The 21,100-nt window shown below is 71.9% G+C and carries 14 protein-coding genes; 3 read left to right on the top strand and 11 right to left on the bottom strand.

Annotation, left to right across the window (positions count from 1 at the left end):
- Positions 1–592: 592 nt before the first annotated feature.
- On the bottom strand, positions 593–1,573 hold the full coding sequence (locus ACIBCM_RS20990; protein WP_399245287.1) for a peptidoglycan-binding protein: 981 nt from the start codon (positions 1,571–1,573) through the stop codon (positions 593–595).
- Positions 1,574–1,716: 143 nt separating this feature from the next.
- Between ACIBCM_RS20990 and ACIBCM_RS20985 the strand changes: the two genes are divergently transcribed.
- Positions 1,717–3,300 carry a methylmalonyl-CoA mutase gene (locus tag ACIBCM_RS20985; protein ID WP_399245285.1) on the top strand — a complete coding sequence of 528 codons (1,584 nt, stop codon included), beginning with the start codon at positions 1,717–1,719 and terminating at the stop codon, positions 3,298–3,300.
- Between the two features lie 225 nt (positions 3,301–3,525).
- Positions 3,526–4,275 (top strand): leucine efflux protein LeuE, encoded by a 750-nt coding sequence (gene leuE, locus ACIBCM_RS20980; RefSeq protein ID WP_399245283.1) that lies wholly within the window; start codon positions 3,526–3,528, stop codon positions 4,273–4,275.
- A gap of 89 nt (positions 4,276–4,364) precedes the next feature.
- On the opposite strand, the gene ACIBCM_RS20975 is transcribed toward leuE, so the two are convergent.
- Both ACIBCM_RS20975 and ACIBCM_RS20970 read right to left on the bottom strand, forming a co-directional pair.
- Positions 4,365–4,823: a MarR family winged helix-turn-helix transcriptional regulator gene (locus tag ACIBCM_RS20975; protein WP_399245281.1), complete on the bottom strand. Its 459-nt coding sequence runs from the start codon at positions 4,821–4,823 to the stop codon at positions 4,365–4,367.
- Positions 4,824–4,956: 133 nt separating this feature from the next.
- On the bottom strand, positions 4,957–6,237 hold the full coding sequence (locus tag ACIBCM_RS20970) for a glycosyltransferase 87 family protein (protein WP_399245279.1): 1,281 nt from the start codon (positions 6,235–6,237) through the stop codon (positions 4,957–4,959).
- Between the two features lie 197 nt (positions 6,238–6,434).
- On the opposite strand from ACIBCM_RS20970, the gene ACIBCM_RS20965 reads away from it, so the two are divergent.
- On the top strand, positions 6,435–6,926 hold the full coding sequence (locus ACIBCM_RS20965) for a MarR family winged helix-turn-helix transcriptional regulator (protein ID WP_399245277.1): 492 nt from the start codon (positions 6,435–6,437) through the stop codon (positions 6,924–6,926).
- 208 nt (positions 6,927–7,134) lie between these two features.
- Here the strand turns inward: ACIBCM_RS20965 and ACIBCM_RS20960 are convergent, their stop codons facing one another.
- The 8 genes from ACIBCM_RS20960 to ACIBCM_RS20925 all read right to left on the bottom strand — a co-directional run bounded on the left by ACIBCM_RS20960 (position 7,135) and on the right by ACIBCM_RS20925 (position 20,999).
- A complete protein-coding gene (locus ACIBCM_RS20960; RefSeq protein ID WP_399245275.1) occupies positions 7,135–8,844 on the bottom strand; it encodes an MFS transporter in 1,710 nt (569 codons plus the stop codon).
- A gap of 147 nt (positions 8,845–8,991) precedes the next feature.
- The gene (locus ACIBCM_RS20955; protein ID WP_399245273.1) at positions 8,992–10,455 is read right to left on the bottom strand and encodes a transaminase; all 1,464 of its coding nucleotides are present in this window, start codon (positions 10,453–10,455) and stop codon (positions 8,992–8,994) included.
- Positions 10,456–10,690: 235 nt separating this feature from the next.
- Positions 10,691–12,829, bottom strand: coding sequence for a hydantoinase B/oxoprolinase family protein (locus ACIBCM_RS20950; RefSeq protein ID WP_399245272.1), 2,139 nt, complete (start codon positions 12,827–12,829; stop codon positions 10,691–10,693).
- Positions 12,826–15,111, bottom strand: a complete 2,286-nt coding sequence (locus ACIBCM_RS20945) for a hydantoinase/oxoprolinase family protein (protein ID WP_399245270.1) — start codon at positions 15,109–15,111, stop codon at positions 12,826–12,828. Before ACIBCM_RS20945 ends, ACIBCM_RS20950 begins: the two co-directional genes overlap by 4 nt.
- Before the next feature lie 349 nt (positions 15,112–15,460).
- Entirely contained in the window at positions 15,461–16,714 is a 1,254-nt protein-coding gene (locus ACIBCM_RS20940; protein WP_399245268.1) for an aminotransferase class V-fold PLP-dependent enzyme, read from the bottom strand.
- A 350-nt stretch (positions 16,715–17,064) separates the two neighbouring features.
- Positions 17,065–17,826: an SDR family NAD(P)-dependent oxidoreductase gene (locus tag ACIBCM_RS20935; RefSeq protein WP_399245266.1), complete on the bottom strand. Its 762-nt coding sequence runs from the start codon at positions 17,824–17,826 to the stop codon at positions 17,065–17,067.
- A 3-nt stretch (positions 17,827–17,829) separates the two neighbouring features.
- A complete protein-coding gene (locus tag ACIBCM_RS20930) occupies positions 17,830–19,284 on the bottom strand; it encodes an MFS transporter (RefSeq protein ID WP_399245264.1) in 1,455 nt (484 codons plus the stop codon).
- Positions 19,285–19,760: 476 nt separating this feature from the next.
- Positions 19,761–20,999 carry an alpha/beta hydrolase family protein gene (locus ACIBCM_RS20925; protein ID WP_399245262.1) on the bottom strand — a complete coding sequence of 413 codons (1,239 nt, stop codon included), beginning with the start codon at positions 20,997–20,999 and terminating at the stop codon, positions 19,761–19,763.
- Positions 21,000–21,100 lie beyond the last annotated feature (101 nt).

The following is a 21,100-nucleotide window of genomic DNA, read 5'->3' as shown; positions in this document are numbered from 1 at the left end:
CCGGACGGGCTGGGCTAGCTTCTCCGGCCTCGGCCTCTTGCCGGGTGTCCTGCCCCCGGGCGTAGCGTTCGTCCTCAAGCGCCGGACGGGCTGGGGTTGGGTTCTCGGGCCCCGGCCCCTTGCCGAGTTGCCCGTCTCCGGGTGCGGGGTTTGTCCTCAAGCGCCGGACGGGCTGGGCTAGCTTCTCCGGCCTCGGCCTCTTGCCGGGTGTCCTGCCCCCGGGCGTAGCGTTCGTCCTCAAGCGCCGGACGGGCTGGGTGGGTGTCCCCGGACGGGCCGGTGGGTGTCCCGCGTCGGTTGGGTGAGGGGGCCCTGGGGGTTCGGGGCTGAGTGGTCCAGCGGGGGGATGGCCAGGGGCAGCGCTCTGACCTGCTGTTTCTTTTGAAGAATCAGGGGGTGTGACGTTTCTGGGCCGTTCGGCGCAGTAGAGAGTGAGCCGACTGGTCATCGGCAGCGCCAGGAGCCGGGGTTCCCCCCGTACCTACGGCTGGGCGCACATGGCGCGGGCGGGACACGTTCCCCCGGTCCCGCCCGCGCCCTTCTCACCACCACCCCGAGAGGCCCGCTGAACCGGCCCCGTGGGTAACGGTCCTCACCAGTGGACGACGACCTTGTCGCCGTTGCGGACCTGGTCGAAGAGGGACGCCACGGCACCCCGGTCCCGGACGTTCACACAGCCGTGCGAGGCACCCTTGTAGCCGTTGGCCGCGAAGTCCGCCGAGTAGTGCACCGCCTGGCCGCCGCTGAAGAACATGGCGTACGGCATCGGGGTGTCGTAGAGCGTCGAGACATGGTCCCTCGACTTCATGAACACATTGAAGACGCCCTCCCGGGTCGGGGTGTACTGCGACCCGAAGCGGACGTCCATCGTCGATTTCACCGTGCCGTCGACGACCCACGACAGTGTGCGCGTGGTCTTGCTGATGCACATCACCCGGCCGTTCAGACAGCGCGGATCGAGCTTCACGGACGGCTTGTTGACGGTCCTTCCGGCCAGCTCGTCCTTGGTCGGCCGCTTGGTCATGCCGAGCAGCCGCTCCCAGGTGACGGTGTCCGTCCGCCCCGTCGCGGTGAGCCCGCGCTTGCCCTGGAAGCCCTTGACCGCGGCGACCGTGATCTGTCCGTACGTCCCCGTCGGGGTGTCGTCGAACCACCCGATCTGCGCGAGCCTGGCCTGGAGCTCGCGCACCCGCTCGCCCCGGGAGCCCTGTTCCATCAGGACCGCGGCCGGGGCGGGGGTGGCCGTGGCCGAGGGGGACGAGGAGGTCTCGCCGGAGGGCTCGGCGGTCGTCGGCGTCCCGGCCGGCTCGGGCGATCCCGTCGGTGTCGCCGTTTCCCGCGCCGTGCCCTCGGTCGTGGCCTCGCCACCGGGCTCGGCCTCGACTGCCGTGGACGGCCGGTCGGCGGTGCCAGCGGAGCAGCCGGCGGTCACGGCGAGCACGACGGCCGCCGCGAGCGCACGGCCCACGACGGCGGAGCCGCGCCGGACCCGGACGCCGGGCCTTCCGCCCGTTCCATCCGATTCGGGCGCCATGACCGTTTCCTGGGCTTCGGTGGTGATCAAGATCCTCATCCCCCTGTGTGTCCCTCTGCTGAAACAGAGGGACTGAAGCCCTGCTTGGTTGCGCATTCCCGCGCATGATGGGGAAGAAGTTGTGAAAACGACATCTGTGAGCCGCTCCGGGCGGCTCGGCGTCCGAGACGGGAGGCGGAGAGATGCCGGCGCGTGAGTCCGAGTCGGGACTGCCCATCGAACCGGTCTACGGACCGGAGGCGCTGGAGGGCTGGGACCCGGCCGAGAAGCTGGGTGAGCCCGGTGGGTACCCCTATACCCGCGGTGTCTACCCCTCCATGTACACCGGCCGTCCCTGGACGATGCGCCAGTACGCGGGCTTCGGCACGGCAGCCGAGTCCCATGCCCGCTACCGGCAGCTGATCGCCCAAGGGACCACGGGCCTGTCCGTCGCCTTCGACCTGCCCACCCAGATGGGGCACGACTCCGACGCCCCTCTCGCGCACGGCGAGGTCGGCAAGGTCGGGGTCGCCATCGACTCCCTCGACGACATGCGGGTCCTGTTCGGCGGAATCCCGCTGGACCAGGTCTCCACCTCGATGACGATCAACGCCCCCGCCGCCCTGCTGCTCCTGCTCTACCAGCTGGTCGCCGAGGAGCAGGGCGTCCTCGCGACCCATCTCACGGGCACGGTCCAGAACGACATCCTCAAGGAGTACATCGCCCGCGGTACCTATATCTTTCCGCCGGCGCCCTCACTGCGGCTGGTCGCCGACAGCTTCCGCTACTGCCGGGACGAGATGCCCCGGTGGAACAGCATCTCCATCTCCGGCTACCACATGGCGGAGGCCGGGGCCTCGCCCGCGCAGGAGATCGCCTTCACCCTCGCCAACGGCATCGAGTACGTCCGTACGGCCATCGCGGCGGGCATGGCGGTCGACGACCTCGCGCCCCGGCTGTCCTTCTTCTTCGTCTCCCGTACGACGATCCTGGAGGAGGTCGCCAAGTTCCGGGCGGCGCGGCGGATCTGGGCGCGCGTGATGCGCGAGGAGTTCGGGGCGCGCGACCCCAAGTCGCTGATGCTGCGCTTCCACACCCAGACCGCGGGCGTCCAGCTGACCGCGCAGCAGCCCGAGGTGAATCTCGTACGGGTGGCGGTCCAGGGTCTCGCGGCCGTACTCGGCGGCACCCAGTCCCTGCACACCAACTCCTTCGACGAGGCGATCGCCCTTCCGACCGACAAGTCCGCCCGGCTGGCGCTGCGCACCCAGCAGGTGCTGGCGTACGAGACGGATGTGACCGCCACCGTCGACCCCTTCGCCGGTTCGTACGCCGTCGAGCGGATGACGGACGACGTCGAGGAGGCGGCGCTCGTCCTGATGCGGCGGGTGGAGGACCTCGGCGGGGCGGTCAGCGCGATCGAGCACGGCTTCCAGAAGAACGAGATCGAACGCAGCGCCTACCGCGTCGCGCAGGAGACCGACAGCGGCGAACGGGTCGTCGTCGGCGTCAACCGCTTCACGCTCGACGAGGAGGAGCCGTACGAACCCCTGCGCGTCGACCCGGCGATCGAGACGCGCCAGGGGGAGCGGCTGGCCCGGCTGCGGGCGGAGCGGGACCAGCGGGCGGTGGACACGGCCCTGGCCGCGCTCACGGCGGCGGCGGAGGGCACGGACAATGTCCTCTACCCGATGAAGGACGCCCTGCGGGCGCGTGCGACGGTGGGGGAGGTGTGCGACGCGCTGCGGGCTGTATGGGGTACCCACCTGCCGGCGGACGTGTTCTGAGCCTTCTCCGCCCTGCTTCGGCCTTCTCCGCCCTGCTTCGGCCTTCCCCGGTCCGGGCCTTCCCCGTTCCGGCGGACGCCTTCCGGGCTCCTCCGCCCTGCCCTGGCTTTCCCCGGTCCGGCGGACGTCTTCCGGTCTCCCCGCCTTCCGTGGCCTTCCCCCGGCCCGTCTCTCCCGCCGGAATGCAGAAGCCCGGTGTCGGACCCGTGTGCGACACTCCGCCTCATGCTGGGTGTAACCGATCTGCCGGCCTATCTGGCCGGAATGGTGCTGATCATTCTGCTGCCGGGACCCAATTCCCTGTACGTGGTCTCGGTGGCGGCCCGCCTCGGGGTGCGCGGGGGATACCGGGCCGCCGCCGGAGTGTTCTGCGGGGACACGGTGCTGATGGTGCTGTCGGCCGCCGGTGTCGCCTCGCTGCTCCAGACGAACGACCTGCTGTTCGGGATCGTGAAGTTCGCGGGCGCGGGCTATCTGAGCTGGCTGGCGATCGGGATGCTGCGGGCGGCGTGGGGGATGTGGCGCGCCCGGCGCGAGCCGGACCCGGGGCAGCCCGCGGACGGCGTCGCCGCCTCCGGTTCCGTGAGCGCTTCCGCCTCCGGGCTCGTGGGCACTTCCGCCCCCGGCTCCGTAAGCACATCCGGCGCCGGCACGGTGGGCGCTCCGGGGGCCGACGAGCGGCCGTTCCGCAAGGCGTTCCTGATCTGTCTGGTCAACCCGAAGGCGATTCTGTTCTTCGTCGCCTTCTTCGTGCAGTTCGTGGACCCCGCGTACCCCTACCCCGCGCTCTCCTTCACGGTGCTCGGACTCTTCGCCCAGCTGGCGAGTTTCCTGTATCTGAGCCTGCTGATCTTCACCGGCACCCATCTCGCCGCCGCCTTCCGCCGTCGCAGGCGGCTGTCGGCGGGAGCGACCTCGGCGGTGGGCGCCCTCTTCCTCGGCTTCGCGGTCAAGCTGTCGCTCGGCAGCACGTGAGGACTCCGTGAGCCTCCCGGGGCGGTCGGTTCGCCGTCCTGGGGCTCGTCATTCATGGGGCGGCCCGGTGAGGCGGGGGCCGTGCGCGGTCAGTGGTGCCAGGCCCGGCCGCCCGCATTGTGGATCATCCGCTGGAGGACCTTGAGGGTACGGACGTACTCCTCGTCCTCGATGCCGTCGTGGATCCTGGCGCGCACGGCCGGCTGGCGCTCCGCGGCCCTCGCCTGAAGCTCCGCGCCGGAGGCGGTGTTGCGCAGCAGCCCGTCGGGGCCGAGGACGACGAGGTCCCGGCCGAGGAGGGTGTCGATCTCATCGCCGATGGCCGTGGCTCCGGCGCCCAGATAGCCCTGGAGGAACCCGGCCAGCTCGGTGCGGTCCCGGCCTCCGGGCGAATCGGCGAGTTGGCTGAGCACCCACCACTGGGGCTGGCTGAGCCCGAACCCGGCGAGTTCGGCCCGGATGTGGGAGACGACCGCGTCATGGGCGGCCCAGCTCCAGTAGCCGATGGGCTGGCGTACCAGCCCGGCGTCGTCGTGTGAGTAGTCCATCCGGCGACCGTAGGACCTCAAGCGTGCTTGAGTTCAAGTGCGCGCGGGCTCATATGTGACGCGGGCGCAGGCGTATGTGGGTGTACACCCGGGGTCTCATGGCGGTTTCCAGGGCTCGGTTCCGCGCGCGGGGTCATGTCCAGGTGAGATCGATTCCGCCGGAGGGAGGGCCCGGGGCCCGGGGCTCTGCCGGGACCGGTGCCTGCTCCGGCGGGGCGGCCGCGCCGACCGCCAGCAGCGTCAGCACGGAACAGAGGACGTACACCCACCCCAGCAGCGCCAGGTGCGCGGGAAACCCGCCCCCGGCCACCACCGCGCTCCCGCCCGCGAGGCCCTCCTGGAGCCGGGTCAGCCGCGGTACGACCCGGGCGGCCGTCACCACCGCCCACGCCCCGAGCGCCGTCCGGCTCGGCAGGCTCCGCCGGCCGGGCCCGTGCGCCAGCCAGATCATGGCCGGCAGAAACCACACCCAGTGATGGCTCCATGAGATCGGGCACAGCACCAGCCCTGTGAGCTGCACCGTCACCAGCACGGCCAGCGGATCCCGCCGCCGGGCCGCCGCCCACAGGGCCCACCCGGCGAGCGCGGCCAGTGCGAGAGCCGCCGCCAGCCACACCGGCCCGAAGCCGACGTCCTGCCCGAGCGACCGGCTGAGCGCTCCTCTGAGGGACTGGTTCAGTACGGAGGAGACCCGGCCGATGCGGTCCGGGTCGGCGATGAGCGTACGCCAGTAACGGGAGGACTCCCGCGCGGTGAGCGCCCACGCCAGCGCCACCGTCCCCAGAAAGACCGCGACCGCCCAGGCGGCCGCCCGCCACTGCCGGGTGAGCAGCAGATACGCGCCGCTGACGGCGGGCGTCAGCTTCACCCCCGCCGCCACCCCGACGGCGGCCCCCCGGCTCACCGGCTCACGCGCCGCCGTCAGCCCCCACAGGACCAGCGCGCCGAGGACCAGATTGACCTGCCCCAGATCGAGCGTGTGGCGTACGGGCTCCAGCCACAGTGCCCCGCCCACCCACAGCATGATCCGCTGCCGGCCGAGCCCCCCGCCGGGCAGCAGCCTGCCCGCGCAGCCGACGATCACCGCGAGCGCCCCCACCGAGACCGCCTGCCACAGACAGGCCGCCACCACCCAGGGCAGGGCCGAAACGGGAAGGAGGAGCAGCGCCGCGAAGGGCGGATAGGTGAACGGCAGCGCCGGGAACGCCCCGCTCGTGAACAGCCGGAAGTCGTACAGCTGGCCGCTCAGCACCTGGGGGGCGGCGGTCCAGTACACCCGCAGATCCAGTATGTCGGGGCGGGTGACGGCCACGGTCAGCACATGGGCGGCCAGCGAACAGAACAGCAGCAGGGCGGCATGGCCCAGGGCCCACCGGCGTAAGTCCCGCAGGGCCGTGATCGCTCGGATCGTCATGTCCGTGGTCCTACCTCCTGCGCACCCCGGACCCGGTGTCCTGGCCGGACTGACACCCCAATGGCGCTCTGGGCGCGGTGGACGGGACGGACTAGGGTGATGTTCCGGGGAGTGGGGTTCGAAAGCGTGGGAACAGCACACGCCGGGCCCGCCGCGAGAGACCGGCGGCGGGGGCGACTGGGGGCCTGGAGAAACACATGGACAAGAGTCCGGACACCGAGCTGCTCGGCTCGATGAGAGCCGTGATCCGGCTCGCGCGCATCGCCCAGCAGGCGTGTGAGGAGGCCGGGCTGACCCTGGCCCAGTACCGGGCGCTCAACAGCGCGGTGAGCGGTGAGCAGCGGGCGTACGAGATCGCCCGCTACACCGCGGTGAGCAGGCCCGCGGTGTCGGCGCTCACCAATGGGATGGTGCGGGCCGGTCTCATCGAGCGCAGTGATACGGCGGGTGACGGACGCGGGGTGCTCTTCTCCATCACCGAGCACGGGGAGGGAAGCCTCCGCCGGGCGGAGGTGCTGCTCGTCGAGCGCATCACCGAGGTGCTCGGCGAGTCGTCGGGGGCCCTGAGCGCCCTGCGGGCTCTCCAGGTGGAGGCGATCGAGGAGGCGCTCGACGACCAGGCCGACCGGGACTTCGGAGCGGGCAGGCGCCGGGCCTGGACGACTTCGCGCAGGGGGAAGGACGACTGAGCGTCTGAGCGGCCCGACACCCGCCCGGCCGCGTCGGCCGACGGCGGGGCGGGCAAATCCGGATCAGTGATCGGGGGCAGTGTGGTCGGGGTGAGTGGCCCGGATCGGCGGTCGGGGTCTGCGGCCTGGGTCAGCGGCCCAGATCAGCGGTCGGAGTCAGTGACCCGGTTCTGCGGTCGGCAAGGGTGATCCGGATCAGTGGTCCGGATCAGTGGTCCGGTTCGCCGCCCGGGTGGGGTGCCGAGGGCGCCTCCCGGGACTGCCGCGCCTCCCGCCCGGCCTCCCGCTCCCGCCCCTGCCGCGCCTCCGGGTCCTCCTCGTACCCCTGCCGTTCCCGGCCGCGCTCCGGGACGGCCTGCCCCTCCGGGACGCCTGGCCCGTCCGGCACGGCGCCCTGCTCCTGCCCCGACTTCTGTCTCTGCTCCTGATCCTGCCCTTGCCCCTGCTGCTCCTTGCGGACCGTGGTGCGCAGGGGGATCTCACGGACGGCCAGGGACATCGCGAGGCTCAGCAGGGAGACCACCGCGGACACCAGGAACACCAGGGCGATGGCGTCCGCGTAGGCGAGCCGTTCCGCCGCCGTCAGGGCGGGGGAGAGCGCCCCCGGGTCCGGTGCGCCGTCCTGACCCGGCGCCGCCCCCGCCGTACCGCCGGGACCGCCCACCCGGTGGGTGACGACGGCGCCCAGCAGCGAGACACCGATGGCGCCGGACAGCGAACGGAAGAAGGTGACCGTCGCTCCGGCCGCGCCCACCCGGTCGGCGTCGACGGAGTTCTGGGCGACGAGGACGTAGTTCTGCATGACCGCGCCGATACCGAGTCCGACCAGGACGGTCGCCGGGAGTACGACCCCGAGCGGCAGCGGTCCCGTCCCCGTCAGCGCCGGCAGACCGAGCAGCGCCAGCCCGGCGGACAGCAGGAACGAACCGCCGGCCAGAAACACCTTCCACCGCCCCGACCGGGTGATCAGGCTCCCCGAGCCCAGGGTGCCCACGAGCGTTCCGGCCATCATCGGCATGCCCAGCAGCCCGGCGGCGGTCGGCGAACGGTCCAGCGCCAGCTGGAAGTACTGGCTCAGGAACAGGATCACGCTGAACATGACCACGCCGACGGAGATGCTGCCGAGCACGACCAGCCGGGTGTTGCGGTCCTGGAAGGCGGACCGCGCGACGACCGGGTCGGGGTGACGCCGTTCCACGCGTACGGTCACCGCCCCGGCGGCGAGCGCGCCCCCCAGCAGCGCGGCGCTCTGCCAGGACGTCCAGGCGAACGCGTCCCCCGCGAAGGTCACCCAGATCAGCGGGAGCGAGGCGGTCAGGGCGATCAGGGCCGCGCCCGTCCAGTCCGCCCGTATCTCGCGCACGGGCCCCGCGGGCAGCCGCAGATGGCGTTGCAGAACCACCAGGCTGACCACCGAGAACGGCACCACGACGAGGAAGCACCAGCGCCAGCCGAGCCACGGTGTGTCCACGATGACGCCTCCGACGAGCGGACCGCACACCGTGGCCGCGGCGAGGACGGCGCCGATGTATCCGGAGTAGCGCCCCCGTTCCCGGGGCGAGACCAGGGTGGCGATGACCGCCTGGCTGGTGGCCATCAGACCGCCCATGGCGACTCCCTGGACCGCCCGCATCGCGATGAGCGTCCCCATGGACTGCGCGAGCGCCGCACCCGCCGAACCGGTGACGAAGATCACCAGCGCGAACTGTACGAGCAGCCGCTTGCTGTACCGGTCGGACAGGCGCCCCCACAGGGGAGTGCTCACGGTCATCGTGAGCAGGGAGGCGGCCACCACCCAGGCGTACTGCGCCTGGCTCCCGCCGAGATCGCTCAGGATCGCGGGCAGGGCGTTGGTGACGATCATCGTGCTGAGGACGGAGGAGAACAGCGCGAGCAGCAGGCCGGCGAGAATCCTCATGATCGCGCGATGGGACGGGCCGGGCGGTACGGACGGGGATGCGGAAGTGGATTCCATGCCTTGGCTCTGTGGTCGTGGGTGGGCCTTCGGCCTTCCCGGCGGTCCGCCCGCCCGTGGGGCGTCGGACCGCCGGAGCGCCGGAGGTGGTCAGGCGACCAGGGCGCGCACCGCGGCGTCGAGGAGCGACAGATGGGTCTCCACGTCGGCGGCGGACGTCTGCGGGCACATCAGCGCCATGTTGTGGAACGGCGTCAGCAGCACCCCGCGGTTGATCAGGAAGAGATGCAGATAGTCCTCCAGTTCGGCATCGGTGGCCGCCTGGGACGAGGTGCCGTTCAGCGGCGCCGGGGCCGCGAAGCGGTACTCGGCACGGGCGCCGAGCCGGACCACCGACCACGGCAGACCGTGGTCCTGGACGATCCGCTCCACCCCTGCCGTGTACGTGGTGGCGAGCGCGGTCATATGCGCGTACGCGGCCGGGGTGAGCACCTCGGTCAGGGTGGCCCGCGCGGCGGCGAGCGAGAGCGCGTTGCCCGCGAGGGTGCCGCCGACACCGCCCGTGTCGACCAGGTCCAGATCGGGCCGGGCCCACAGCTCCTCGGCGAGCGGCTCGCTCAGTCCGTAGGCGCCGATGGGGATACCGCCCCCGATGGCCTTGCCCACGGTCACGATGTCGGGTGCGAGCCCCCAGGCCCCCGTACAGCCGCCGGGCCCGGCCGAGATGGTGTGGGTCTCGTCGTTGACGAGCAGCGCCCCGGCGGCGCGCGTGAGTTCGCGCACCCCGTCGAGATAGCCCGGCAGGGGCAGCACGATGCCCATATTGGTGAGGGCCGGTTCCATCAGGACGGCCGCGACATCGCCGTACGACAGCTCCCGCTCCAGCCCGTCCAGATCGTTGAACTCGACGACCCGGCTGGTGACGGTGGGATCGACCGGCGCTCCCACATTGCCGGGCCGCGAGCGCGGGCCGTCGGGCCCGGTGACGATGAACGACTCGTCCACACTGCCGTGGTAGCTGTAGCTGTTGACCAGGATCCGGGACCGGCCCGTGAACGCGCGGGCCAGCCGCAGCGCCCACCGGTTGGCGTCGGTCGCGCTGAGGGCGAAGCTCCAGCGGGACGCGCCGAAACGGTGGGCCAGTTCCCCGGCGACCACGGCGGCGTCCTCGGTGGGCATCATCGTCGTCGCGCCGCCGAGTTCGCCGTACCGCCGGGCGACCGCCGCGACGGTCGGCGCGGGGGAGTGTCCGGCCATCGCGCCGGTGTCGCCGAGACAGAAGTCGATCAGTTCATGGCCGTCGAGGTCGGTCACCCGGGCTCCGGCGGCGCGTTCCAGATAGAGCGGGAACCCGGCCGCGCTCTTCGCCATCCAGGTCATCGGCACCCCGCCGAGGAGATGACCTGCCTTCTCATGGGCGGTACGGGAACGGGGGTTGCGCTGCTGGTAGCTCCGCCGCTCCTCGGCGAGCAGCGCGGTGAGCCGGGCGCGGTCCAGGGGCTGCTGTGAGCTGCCGGAGCTGTGGGAGCCGCCTGGGTTTTCGTGCGTGGCGGGTGGCGTCGTCTGCTGGGCGTCGCCGGTGTGCGTGCCGGAGTCCCGGTTGGGCTGGGTCATACGGTGCCTTCCGTAGGTGTCGGTGATCGGGGGCGGTGCTCGGGAGGGCGGGGGCGGACGGTGGCGGACGGGGTGGACCCGGCCGGTGGCCGTACCGGGGCCCGGTCCTGGTCCCGGGGCCCGGTATCGGTCCGGTCCCGGGGTCCTGACGCCGGTCCTGGCCCCGGCCGCAGGTCCGGGGCCGTCCGTAAAGGGCTGCTCCCGGAGCCGTTCCCGGCGCGGAACCGAGTCCGTGTCAGAGCCCGCCCCCGGGGCCCGGGTGAGCCTCCGGCACGGGCTCCGGCTCTCCGGCCGGCGCGCTGCCCCCATCCCTATCCGTGTCCGCGTCCGGGTCCCGTGCGGCCGTATCCGTACCCGCCGCCCGCACGGCCGTACCGGCATCGGCAGCCGTGGCCGCCGCCCGCACGGCTGCGTCGACAGCCGTGGCGGTGGCGGTGTCCGGGGCGGTGGCGGTGGCGGTGGCGGTGTCCGGGGCGGTATCCGCGTCCGGCTCCGCGTTCCCGGCGCGGATACGGGCGGTCGCCGCCGGATCCACCTCGCCCCGGCCGTCCACCACCACCCGGTAGATCCGCCGGGCGCGCTCCGCGCTGATCCAGCCCTCGCGCACATCCCGGGCCACCGCCCGGGGGTCACGCGTGCCCGGCTCCCCGTATCCACCGCCGCCGCTGGTGCGGGCCACCAGCCGCTCGCCCTCCTCCACACGGACAGGGCCGCAGATGTCGAGCGCGGTGAGCCCTCCGGCGCTGTCCCGCAGATACTGCGCCGAGCGCTCTCCCGCGAGCCCTCCCCGGGCGCCGCTCATCGGGTTCACGGACCCGTCGTTCGCGTACACCGCCTCCAGCGCGCCGTCGACCGGCCCGTACTCGACGTGCAGACCTGGCGCGCCCCGGTGGTGCCCCGCGCCCTCCGAGTCCGGGGCGAGCCGGCGCTCGTGGATCACGAGGGGCTGCTTCAGCTCGTCGATCTCCACGCTGTCCAGCAGCAGTGTGCCCCCGCTGCCGAGGTCGTCCATCGTCAGCCAGCCGTCGCCGAGGGGACCGGCCGCGCCCCCGTTCGTACCGGTGAAGATCTGGTTGACGAACGGCTCGGCACCGCCGCCGCGCCGGTCGACGCCCGAGACCACGGCCTCCGACGGCGACATCCCGGTGCCGACCTCGGCCATCCCGATGCCGTCGCCGATCTCGGCGAACGCGCGCTGCACGATGTTCCCGAGCCGGTTGGCCAGATTGGTCGTCGCCACCGAACAGCTCACCGGATGGCGGGGGACACCCACCACACAGTTCTCCCGGAGGTGGACACGGACCCGGCGGAAGCTCCCCTGATTGTGCGGAACCGTGTGGTCGATGCTGTTGAACACCCCGATCAGCGCGGCCGTGCGGGAGGCCGCCTCGCTGAGGTTCAGCCCGCTGGGCACACAGTCGGGGTTGTCCCTCAGATCGATGTCGATCATGCCGTCCCCGGGCTCGATCCGGACGCGCGCCCGGATCGGCACCCCGTTGGGCACCCCCGGGAAAGGATCGTGCCGGGTCGTCACGGTCGCTTCGCCCGCCGGGAGTCCGGAGACCGCCGCCGCCATCCGGGACTCGCCGTAGTCGAGCCAGTCGCGGGCGAAGGAGTCGAGTGTGTCCCAGCCGACCTCCTCGGCGAGCCGCAGCAGCGCCCGCTCCCCGATCCGGGCACTGCCCAGGACGGCGAGATAGTCGCCGCGCCACTGGTGCGGTACGCGGATGCGCATCTCGCACATGCGCAGGATGTCCGCGCGGTCGGCGTAGTCCTCCTGGACCCGTACGACGGGGAAGATCAGCGCGCCCTCCTCGTACACATCGCGGGCGCTCGCCATGTACGTCGTCGGTACGGAGTTGCCGCAGTCCGCCTGGTGGGCCTTGGCCAGCACGGTGAACCGGTGCACACCGGCGTCGTCCACCACCGGGACCAGAATGGAGTGGTCGGCCGCGTGGGTGTTTCCGTGGTACGGCGAGTTGTGCAGGAAGGCGTCCCCCGCGCGCAGTTCGGGGTGGAACTCCAGGAGCGAGCGCGCCTGGAGGTCGGGGCCGCCCATCACATGGATCGGCGGGCTCTGACCGGTCATCAGCACCCCGCCGTCGGCGGTCAGTACACAGCAGGAGAAGTCCCGCGCGGTGTTGAGGACCCCCGAACGGCCGCTGCGGGCCAGGGTGTTGGACATCCGCCGGACGATGGCCTCGAAGCGGTGGGCGAGAACCGCGAGCCGGGCCCCGTCCCGGACCCCGCCCGGGGCCCCCGTTCCGCCGCCGTCCCGCCTGCCGCTGCTTGTGTTGGCGCTCCCGCCTCCGCCGCCGTTGTGGCCTCCGCCGTTCCGTACGGTGGTCTCCGTGCTGTCCTCGGCCGTGGTCATCGCAGCCGTCCTTCCTCTCCACGGCCGGTGCCCCCGGCCTCGCCGTCCGGACTCTTCTCCGCTGCGGCTGCCTTCGCTGCCTTCGCTGCCTCCGTCGGCTTCGTCGACTTCATCGGGTCCGTCGGCTCCGGCGACTGCATCGGGTCCGTCGGGTCTGTCGGCTTCGTCGACTTCATCGGGTCCGTCCGCTGTGTGGCCTCCTTCGCCGGATCGACGACGAGGGATCCCGAGTCGCTGAGCCCGCATGTCCCGGCGTCGGCGACGACCACCGTGGTGAAGGGCGACTCGATCAGTACGGGCCCGTGCAGCACCTCGCCCGGGGCGAGCGTCGCCAGCGGCCGTACCGGGACGTCCGTCATGCCCCGGCCGGGCACATACGCCCGCCGTACCCCGGCCCGCGCGCTCTCCCCGGGCCGGGCGGTCAGCACCCCCGTACGGCCGGCGAGCGGCACCCGGGCCCTCGCCCCCCAGCTGACCACCTCCACCGGCGACTGCTCGTCCGTGATGCCGAGGATCCGCTGGTGCACGGCGTGGAAGTCCGCCTCGAAGTCCATGACATCGGCCGGGGTCCGGAACGACCGGCCGCGCAGCGGCACCACCAGCTCCCAGATCTGCTGCGGATAGCGTGCCTCCGCGAAGAGGGTGACGGTCATGTCCGCCGTATCCGCGCCGACGTGCCCGGCGAACTCCTCGCACCGCACGAGCAGTCCGGCCAGGGCCTCGTTCACCCGCTCCGCCTCGAACGCGCTCGTCACCGCAGGCACGGTCGCCGTGTACACCGCCCGCAGATCGGACATCAGCGCCCCGGACGCGGCCAGCGCGGCGCCCACCGCCGGGACCACCAGCCTGCGGCAGCCCAGCCGCTGCGCGACCGCCGCGGCGTTCAGCCCGGCGGCACCGCCCCCGCCGACCAGGACCGCCCGGGAGGGGTCGATCCCCTGCTGGAGGGTGATCTCCTCGATGGCGCGGACCATGTGCTCGGTGGTGAGTTCCAGTACGGCGTGGGCGGCGGCCACCGGATCGATGCCCAGCGGCCGGGCCACATCGGCGGTGATCGCCGCGAGCGCCGCGTCCTTCTCCAGCACCATCGCCCCGCTGGAGAAGCCCTCCGGGTCGAGATAGCCGAGCACCAGCGCGGCGTCCGTCACCGTGGCCCGGGTGCCCCCGCGTCCGTAACACGCCGGTCCCGGCACCGAACCCGCGCTCATCGGCCCGACGTGCAGCAGCCCGCCCGGGTCCACCCAGGCGATGCTGCCGCCGCCCGCGCCCACGCTCTTGACGTCGATCGACGGCAGCCCGGTCATATGCCCGGTGATCTCACCCCCGACCCAGGCCGACCGGGTGGCCGGGATCTCGCCGTCGCGGACCAGCGTCACGTCGTACGTCGTCCCGCCCGCGTCCGCGACGATCACCGTCCCCGCGCCCAGATCGGCGGCGGCGTACGCCCGGCCGGCGACCGGGGCCATCGACGGCCCGGAGTTGATGGTCAGTACCGGCTTCTCGGCCGCGTCCCGTACGTCCATCACCCCGCCGATCGAGGTGACCATCAGAATCCGCCCGGTGAGCCCCGCCCCGCGCAGCCGCCCGGTCAGACCCTCGGTGTACACCGACATGAGCGGCTTCAGCGAGGCGTCGATCGCCGCCGACGACGCCCGCCGGTACTCGCGCAGCGAGGGGTTCAGGGCGTGCGAGAGCGTGTACGGAACTCCGGGCAGCCTCCGCCGCAGCACCTCGGCCACCGCCAGCTCGTGCGCCGGGTTGACCGTCGCCCACAGCAGGCAGACCGCGACGGCCTCCACCTCCTCGGCGGCCAGCCGGTCGCACACCCGCTCCAGACCGTCGTGGTCGAGCGGGCGCAGGACCTCGCCCGTCGCGGTGATGCGCTCCGGCACCTCGAACGTGAGCGAGCGCGGCACATACGGCTCGGGGAAGGGGACCGTGAAGTCGAAGGGGTCCGGCCTGCCGCCCTCCCGGAGCAGCAGGACATCGGGGTGGCCCTCCGTCGTCAGGAACGCGGTCTTCGCGGTGGTCCCGGTGAGCACCGCGTTCAGGCCCCGGGTCGTGGCGTGGACGAACGTCCCCACACCCGCCAGGAACCGCTCCAGCGGTACGCCGTCCGCGTCCGCCGCCGTGGCGAGGACGTTCAGGATGCCGCGTACCGGATCGTCGGGCACGGTCGGCGACTTGAACAGCCGCAGCTCACCGTCCCGTTCGACCACCAGGTCCGTGAAGGTGCCGCCGATGTCGACGGACACACGGGTGTCCGCTCCGGCGGCGCTCATGACCGCCGCCCGGGGACCGGTCGTCCGGGCGTCGGTCGTCCGGCGGCCGGTGCGGTGTGCCCGGCTGTCCGGGGTCGGCAGCGGGAGCCGGTCGGGCGGGCGGCCGTCGAGTGGGAGCCGGTCGGGCGGGCTGCTGTTGGGCCGACGGCTGCCGGGTGGGCAGCCCCGCGCGGGGCCGCTCCGGGGGCCGCCCGGGAGGGGGTACGGGAGACGGTTCGGGCGAGCGTGTCGGAAGGCGCGCAGGCAGGCGTACGGGAAGGTGCGCAGGCGAGTGACGGGGCAGGCGCACAGGCAGGGGTACGGGGGGTCTTGTCGTCCATCGTCTTTCTCCGCTTCTCGGTACTCACGCTCAGAACCCGTAACCGGACACGGATTCACCGGACTTCTCGGCTCCCGGCCCGTCCAGCGGCGGCGCGGTGTCCGCACACGCGCGCAGATCGCTCAGGAAGGCCGAGGTCTGGCCGTCGTTGTGCGGCATCGGTACGACGACGAGGCTCACGGGCCCCGGCACGGCACGCGCCGCGAACATCCAGCCCCGGCGGCGCAGTTCCCCGGCGGCGGGGCGCAGATCCAGCGTCGTCGAGTGGATCAGCGTCATATTGATCCGCGAACCCGGGTGGACCTCCAGGCCCTCGATCCCCCGTACGCCCTCGACGAGTTCGTCCCGCATCGCCATCGACTTCAGCGACACCGCCGTATAGCCCGGCTCACCGAGCAGCTTCACCATGGCCCAGGCCCCGGCGATCGGCCCGGTGCCCCGGGTGCCCGACATCGTGCCGTTGGGCGGGCAGATCTCCTTCGCCGAGGCCAGCAGGGACTCGTCCCGGAAGAGCAGGGTCCCCGCGGGCGGCGGGGCCATACCGTTCTTGTGCAGATCCGCGCTGATCGAGCAGACACCGGGCACCCGGAAGTCCCAGGCGGGGATCGTGGCGTCATAGCCGGACCGTTCGAGGAACGGCAGTATGAAGCCGCCGAACGCCCCGTCGACATGCAGATACAGCCCATGGCGCTCGGCGATCGCCCCGAACGCCCCGACCGGGTCCACACTCCCGTACGCCCAGGTCCCCGCCGTCGCGATCAGAGCGATGGTGTCGGGCCGGACGGCGGCCTCGACGGCCTCGGGGTCGACCAGGTCCAGCCGCCCCTCGGGCGCCGGCACGACGATGGGGTCGAGGTCGAACATCCGGCAGAGCTTGTGCAGCGAGTAGTGGCCGTTGTCCGGGAAGACCACACTGCCGCCCCGCCGTCCGGCCCGCTGCTTCGCGGTGAGGATCGCGCACATATTGGACTCGGAGCCGCCCGAGGTGATGAACCCGGCCGGCCGCTCGGCGCCCAGGAGCCCGCCCAGCCACCCGACGACCTCCGCCTCCATCTCACGGGCACCGCCACCGGTGATCCAGGTCTCGCCGTGGATGAAGCGGCGGTACGCCTCGACCGACTGCTCCCGTACGGCGTCGCCCCAGGGGAGTTCCGGCGTGGTGATCAGATGGGGGCCCTCGTCGAAGAGGTTGCGGGGCATCTCCGGGAAGCGGGACACCCGCTCCAGCCGGTGCAGTTCGGCGTCGAACTTGTCCGGGTCGATCCCACTGGGAAATGTGCTCATCTTTCGTCCTCATTATTTTTTGGGCGCTCGGTTCGCCTCCGAGGCGCTTTAGCGTGTCCCGACGGTCGATCGTGCTCGACCCTTCTTTTTTGGGCGCTCGGTTCGCCTCCGAGGCGCCTTAGCGTGTCCCGACGGTCGATCGTGCTCGACCACTCGTTCCTCGCGGCCTCCGCGCGTTCTCCCTTTCGGCACCCGCGCGCCTCTTCGGCTCACTCGCGGAAAGCCCGGTCGCCCGCCCCCGTGGGTGTGGCACCCGCCTTCGCGCGTTCTCCCCTTCCGGTCACTCGCGGGTGCCGGAGCCGCGGGCCCCGGCTGTTCGCCGGGTGCCCGCGTCTCCTCACGGTCTCCGTCTACTGCGCGGTGAACCCCCCGTCGACGGCGAGGCTCGCGCCGTGGACGTACGACGAGGCGTCCGAGGCGAGATAGACGACCGCCGGGCTGATGTCGGCGACCTCGCCCACCCGGCCCGCGGGGGTCGTCGCCACGATCTCCCGCTCCAGCTCGGGGGTGATCAGGGTGGCGTTGATCGGGGTGTGGACATTGCCCGGGGCCACCGCGTTGACCCGGATGCCCTCGGGTGCCAGCTCGGTGGCGAGGGCCTTGACCAGGAGTTCCACCGCCCCCTTCGACGCGCAGTAGGCGGAGTCGTCCGGAGAGCCGACCAGGCCGGACATCGAGGAGACGAAGACGATCGAGGCGCCCCGGGACAGATGGGGCCTCGCCGCCCTGGTGAGCCGGAACGGCGCGCGGACGTTGATCGCCCACTGCTCGTCGAACAGCTCGTCCGTGGTGTCCTCCAGTGACGCCTGCGCGTAGACGCCCGCGGAGTGCACCAGCACGTCGAGCCGCCCGAACCGCCCGAGTGCCGCCGTGACGACATCCCCCGGGGCATCGTCCTCGCGCAGGTCGGCGGCGACCGTCAGACACTCGGCCCCGGTGGCGGCCACCGCCTTCGCGGCGGTCGCGAGCCGGTCCGCCGAGCGGCCGACCAGGACGACGCCACAGCCCGCGGCCCCGAGGGCCCGGGCGATCTCCGCGCCGATGCCCGAGCTGGCGCCCGTGACGACCGCGGACTTGCCGCGCAGGTCGAACAGGTGCGGCAACGATGACATGGTTCAGTCCTTTCGTGGTGAGGTGAGCGACTCGGTGTCCGGGGCCGGTTCCCCGGCCGCCGCCGCCATGTCCCGCCGCAGATGTCCGCGCCCCTGGAGGAAGAAGTACCCGGCGGCGACGGCGGAGAAGGCCACGGCGGCGCAGATCGCGGGCCGGGGGCCGAAGGAGTCGGAGATGAATCCGGCGAAGATGGAGCCGAAGAAGCCGCCCATCAGGAAGGTGAAGACCGGCAGGAAGGCGAACGCCTGCGCGCGCAGCCGGTACGGACTGACCGCGGCGACCAGCGGACCGACGCACACCAGCGCGATCCCCACGCACATCGAGGCCAGGACGTAACCGGCGAGCAGCAGCGGCGCCGGGCGCAGCCAGATGCCTCCGGAGGTGATGACCCCGTAGACGAGGATCGAGGCCCCGGCGATCAGTACGGTCTTCTCCGGCTTGGACCGGAACACCCGGTCGAACTGCTGGCCGCCGACGACCATCGCCGCGATCACCGGGAGCTGGGTGAGCGAGAAGATCAGACCGCGGTCGACGGCGTCGAAACCGTACTCGTCGCCCAGGAGCAGCGACATCTGCACCGGGACGGTGAACAGGGCCAGGCCCAGTACGCCGATGCCGAGGCACATATAGAGGAACGTCCGGACCTTCATCATCTGGCGGAAGCCGCGGAAGATCCCGATGGGAGTCTCCTCGTAACCGGGACCGGACGCGCCCGTCCCGCTGCCCGCTTCCGCGCCCCCGGTTCCGGCGGTGGGCAGCGGCCGGTCGGCCCCTCCCCGCGCCGGCTCCTTCAGGAACACGGCCGCCGCGATCGCCAGCAGCGCGTACGGCACGGCGAGACCGATGTACGCCCATCGCCAGGACTCGCCGCCGTCGCCCGCTATCCCGCTGATCGACCCGGCGAGCGCGGGCCCGACGGCCTGGCCGATCGGGGTGGCCGTCGCGTGCAGGGAGTAGATCCGCCCGCGCCCCTCCACGGGGTAGGCGTCGGCGATCAGCGAGCCGAAGACGGGGTTGGAGTAGGCCGCCGCGAGGCCCGTGAAGGCGTACGCGACGAAGAGCTGCCAGACGTTCTGGGCCAGCCCCGCCCCGACCAGGGAGAGGGTGCCGACGGTGGCCGAAACGACCACCAGGTACTTCCGGTTGACCCGTACGGCCAGCCAGGCCATCGGCACCCCGCCGAGGACCAGCGCGACTCCGGTGAACCCGGCGGTCGCCACGAACGCGGCGTCGGAGATCCCGAAGGTGTTCCGGATGTCCGGCGCCAGGGTGCTGGTCGCCTCACGGCTCAGCTGCTCCATCACCACCAGCGGCACGGCCAGCATGCAGACGGCCCACCCGCCGCGCCGGAGGGTGTCCCGCAGCCTCAGCCCGCTGCTCCCGTCGGCCCCGGGCGACATCTCGCCCGGCGCGGAACTTCCGTCACTCACCTGCCCGGTGGCGTCATGCACACTCATGACGGCCTCCGACGGGTCTCAGTTGGTCAACGTGCCTGAAGGAACCGGGTACGGCGACCCGGCGAAGCTGATCGGACATGGGCGTACTCCCTGAGGGGTCCCTGCACGAGGGAGGGGAGGGGAAGGGAACGCGGGGGGAGTGGCGGGGACGCGCTCGCCCGCCCCCGGCAGCCGCACCACCCGCCGCCGCTCCGGTGCTCTGCCGCTCCGGTGTGCGCGAATCGTGGTGCTGCTGTGTCGTGTGAGGGGTGACGGGTTACGAGTGACCAGTGGTCCCTGCCGTGACAGATGGCTTGCTACGGGCTGTGTGCTGTGTACGTGTGTGGTGCTGTGTTCGTGTGGTGCTGCCGTGCTTGTGCCTTGTGCCTTGCGCCCTGCGCTTGGTGCCTTGTGTCGGCTCCGCGGGCTTGAGGGGGTTCCGCCGGGCGCGGGGCACGCACCGGCCGGCAAGCCGTCACCGCCCTGGGGGAGGGCCCTCAGAGACGGGAGTGGAGCCAGTCGAAGGTGAACTCCGCCGCCGTCGCCGTGCCCCCGTTCTGGCAGTGCAGCTGGGCCGTGCTGTCCGTGTCGAAGAGCATGAACTCCTTCGGGCAGGTCAGCGCGTCGTACAGCAGCTCCGCCTGACCGGTGGAGAACCGCTCGTCGGCACCGTCCATGACGAGGGTCTCGCACTCGATCGAACCCGCGACCTCCGTCAGATCGCACGCGTCGAACTCCTGGAACAGCTCGTACGGTGTCGTCACCCCGTGCTTCCAGGTGGAGTCCCGCATGAACCAGTCGGCCACCGGCGACTGCGCGGCCATCGACGTGACCGCCGCGTTGAACACCTCGGGCCCCGCCGCCAGCGCGTCCCCCAGCGACTCGGGGAGCCCGGACCGGATGGAGTCCCCCCAGTGCAGGACCCCCGGGTTGGCGACGCACACCTTCAGCCGCTTCTCGAAGGCCGCCGCGCGGGGCGCGAGATAGCCGCCGAAGCTCAGCCCCATCAGACCGATCCGGTCGGTGGCCACACCCTCCAGCGTGACGGCGACATCGACGATCGGCGTGACCACGTTCTCCCAGTCGTGGCGGAACGGCAGGTCGTTGAGCCGCAGCGACAGCCCCTGCCCGGGGCACTGCACGGACAGACAGTGGTAGCCGCGCCTGATCGCCCCGTCGTACACCCAACGGGTGTCCTCCGGCCAGGCGTCCCGCCCCTGGAAGAAGATCAGCAGGGGAGCGGGCCCCTTGGCCACCGGGCTGCGGTACAGATACGAGTGCAGGAAGCTGTCCTCGTACGGTATCCGTACGAACTCCCCGGGATAGCCCGACAGCGACAGATAGCGGTCGTAGCAGTCGTAGGCGTTGATCGAGTACTCGCGGGTACGGGGGTCCTTCGGGTGGCTGAAGTGAATCAGCGACGCACGCCAGTAGGTGGCGGCCCGCAAGTAGGCGTCACCCGCCGAGACGGTGAGCCCGCCCTTCTCCGCCTTCTGGGCGCGCCGCTGGAGCACGCGGGCGCGGTCGGCCCACGCCTCCACCCAGCTCTCCTCGTCGTCCACCCGGACCCGGCGGATCGCTTCGAGGCACTCGCCGAGGTCGGACATGCCAAAGTACATCTGGCCCAGCTCATGCTTGAACTGGTCGTCCATCACCTCGCTGGCGATGAATTGATGGGAGGTCCAATGGGGGCCGGGGACCAGCGGATTCGGCCACGTGTCGGTCTGCGTGGTCACTGCGGTTCTCCTTTGTTCTGCCTGTGTGCGCTCTGCTGTCGTGCTTTTCTCATTCGGCGGGAATTCCGCCGCTGAGGCTGCCGTCCGAGGTCTGCTGTGTA

This window comes from Streptomyces sp. NPDC051018, assembly GCF_044456085.1.
GTDB lineage: Bacteria > Actinomycetota > Actinomycetes > Streptomycetales > Streptomycetaceae > Streptomyces.
Note: the sequence above shows the minus strand (reverse complement) of the source record. Positions and strands in the feature narration are given on the sequence as shown.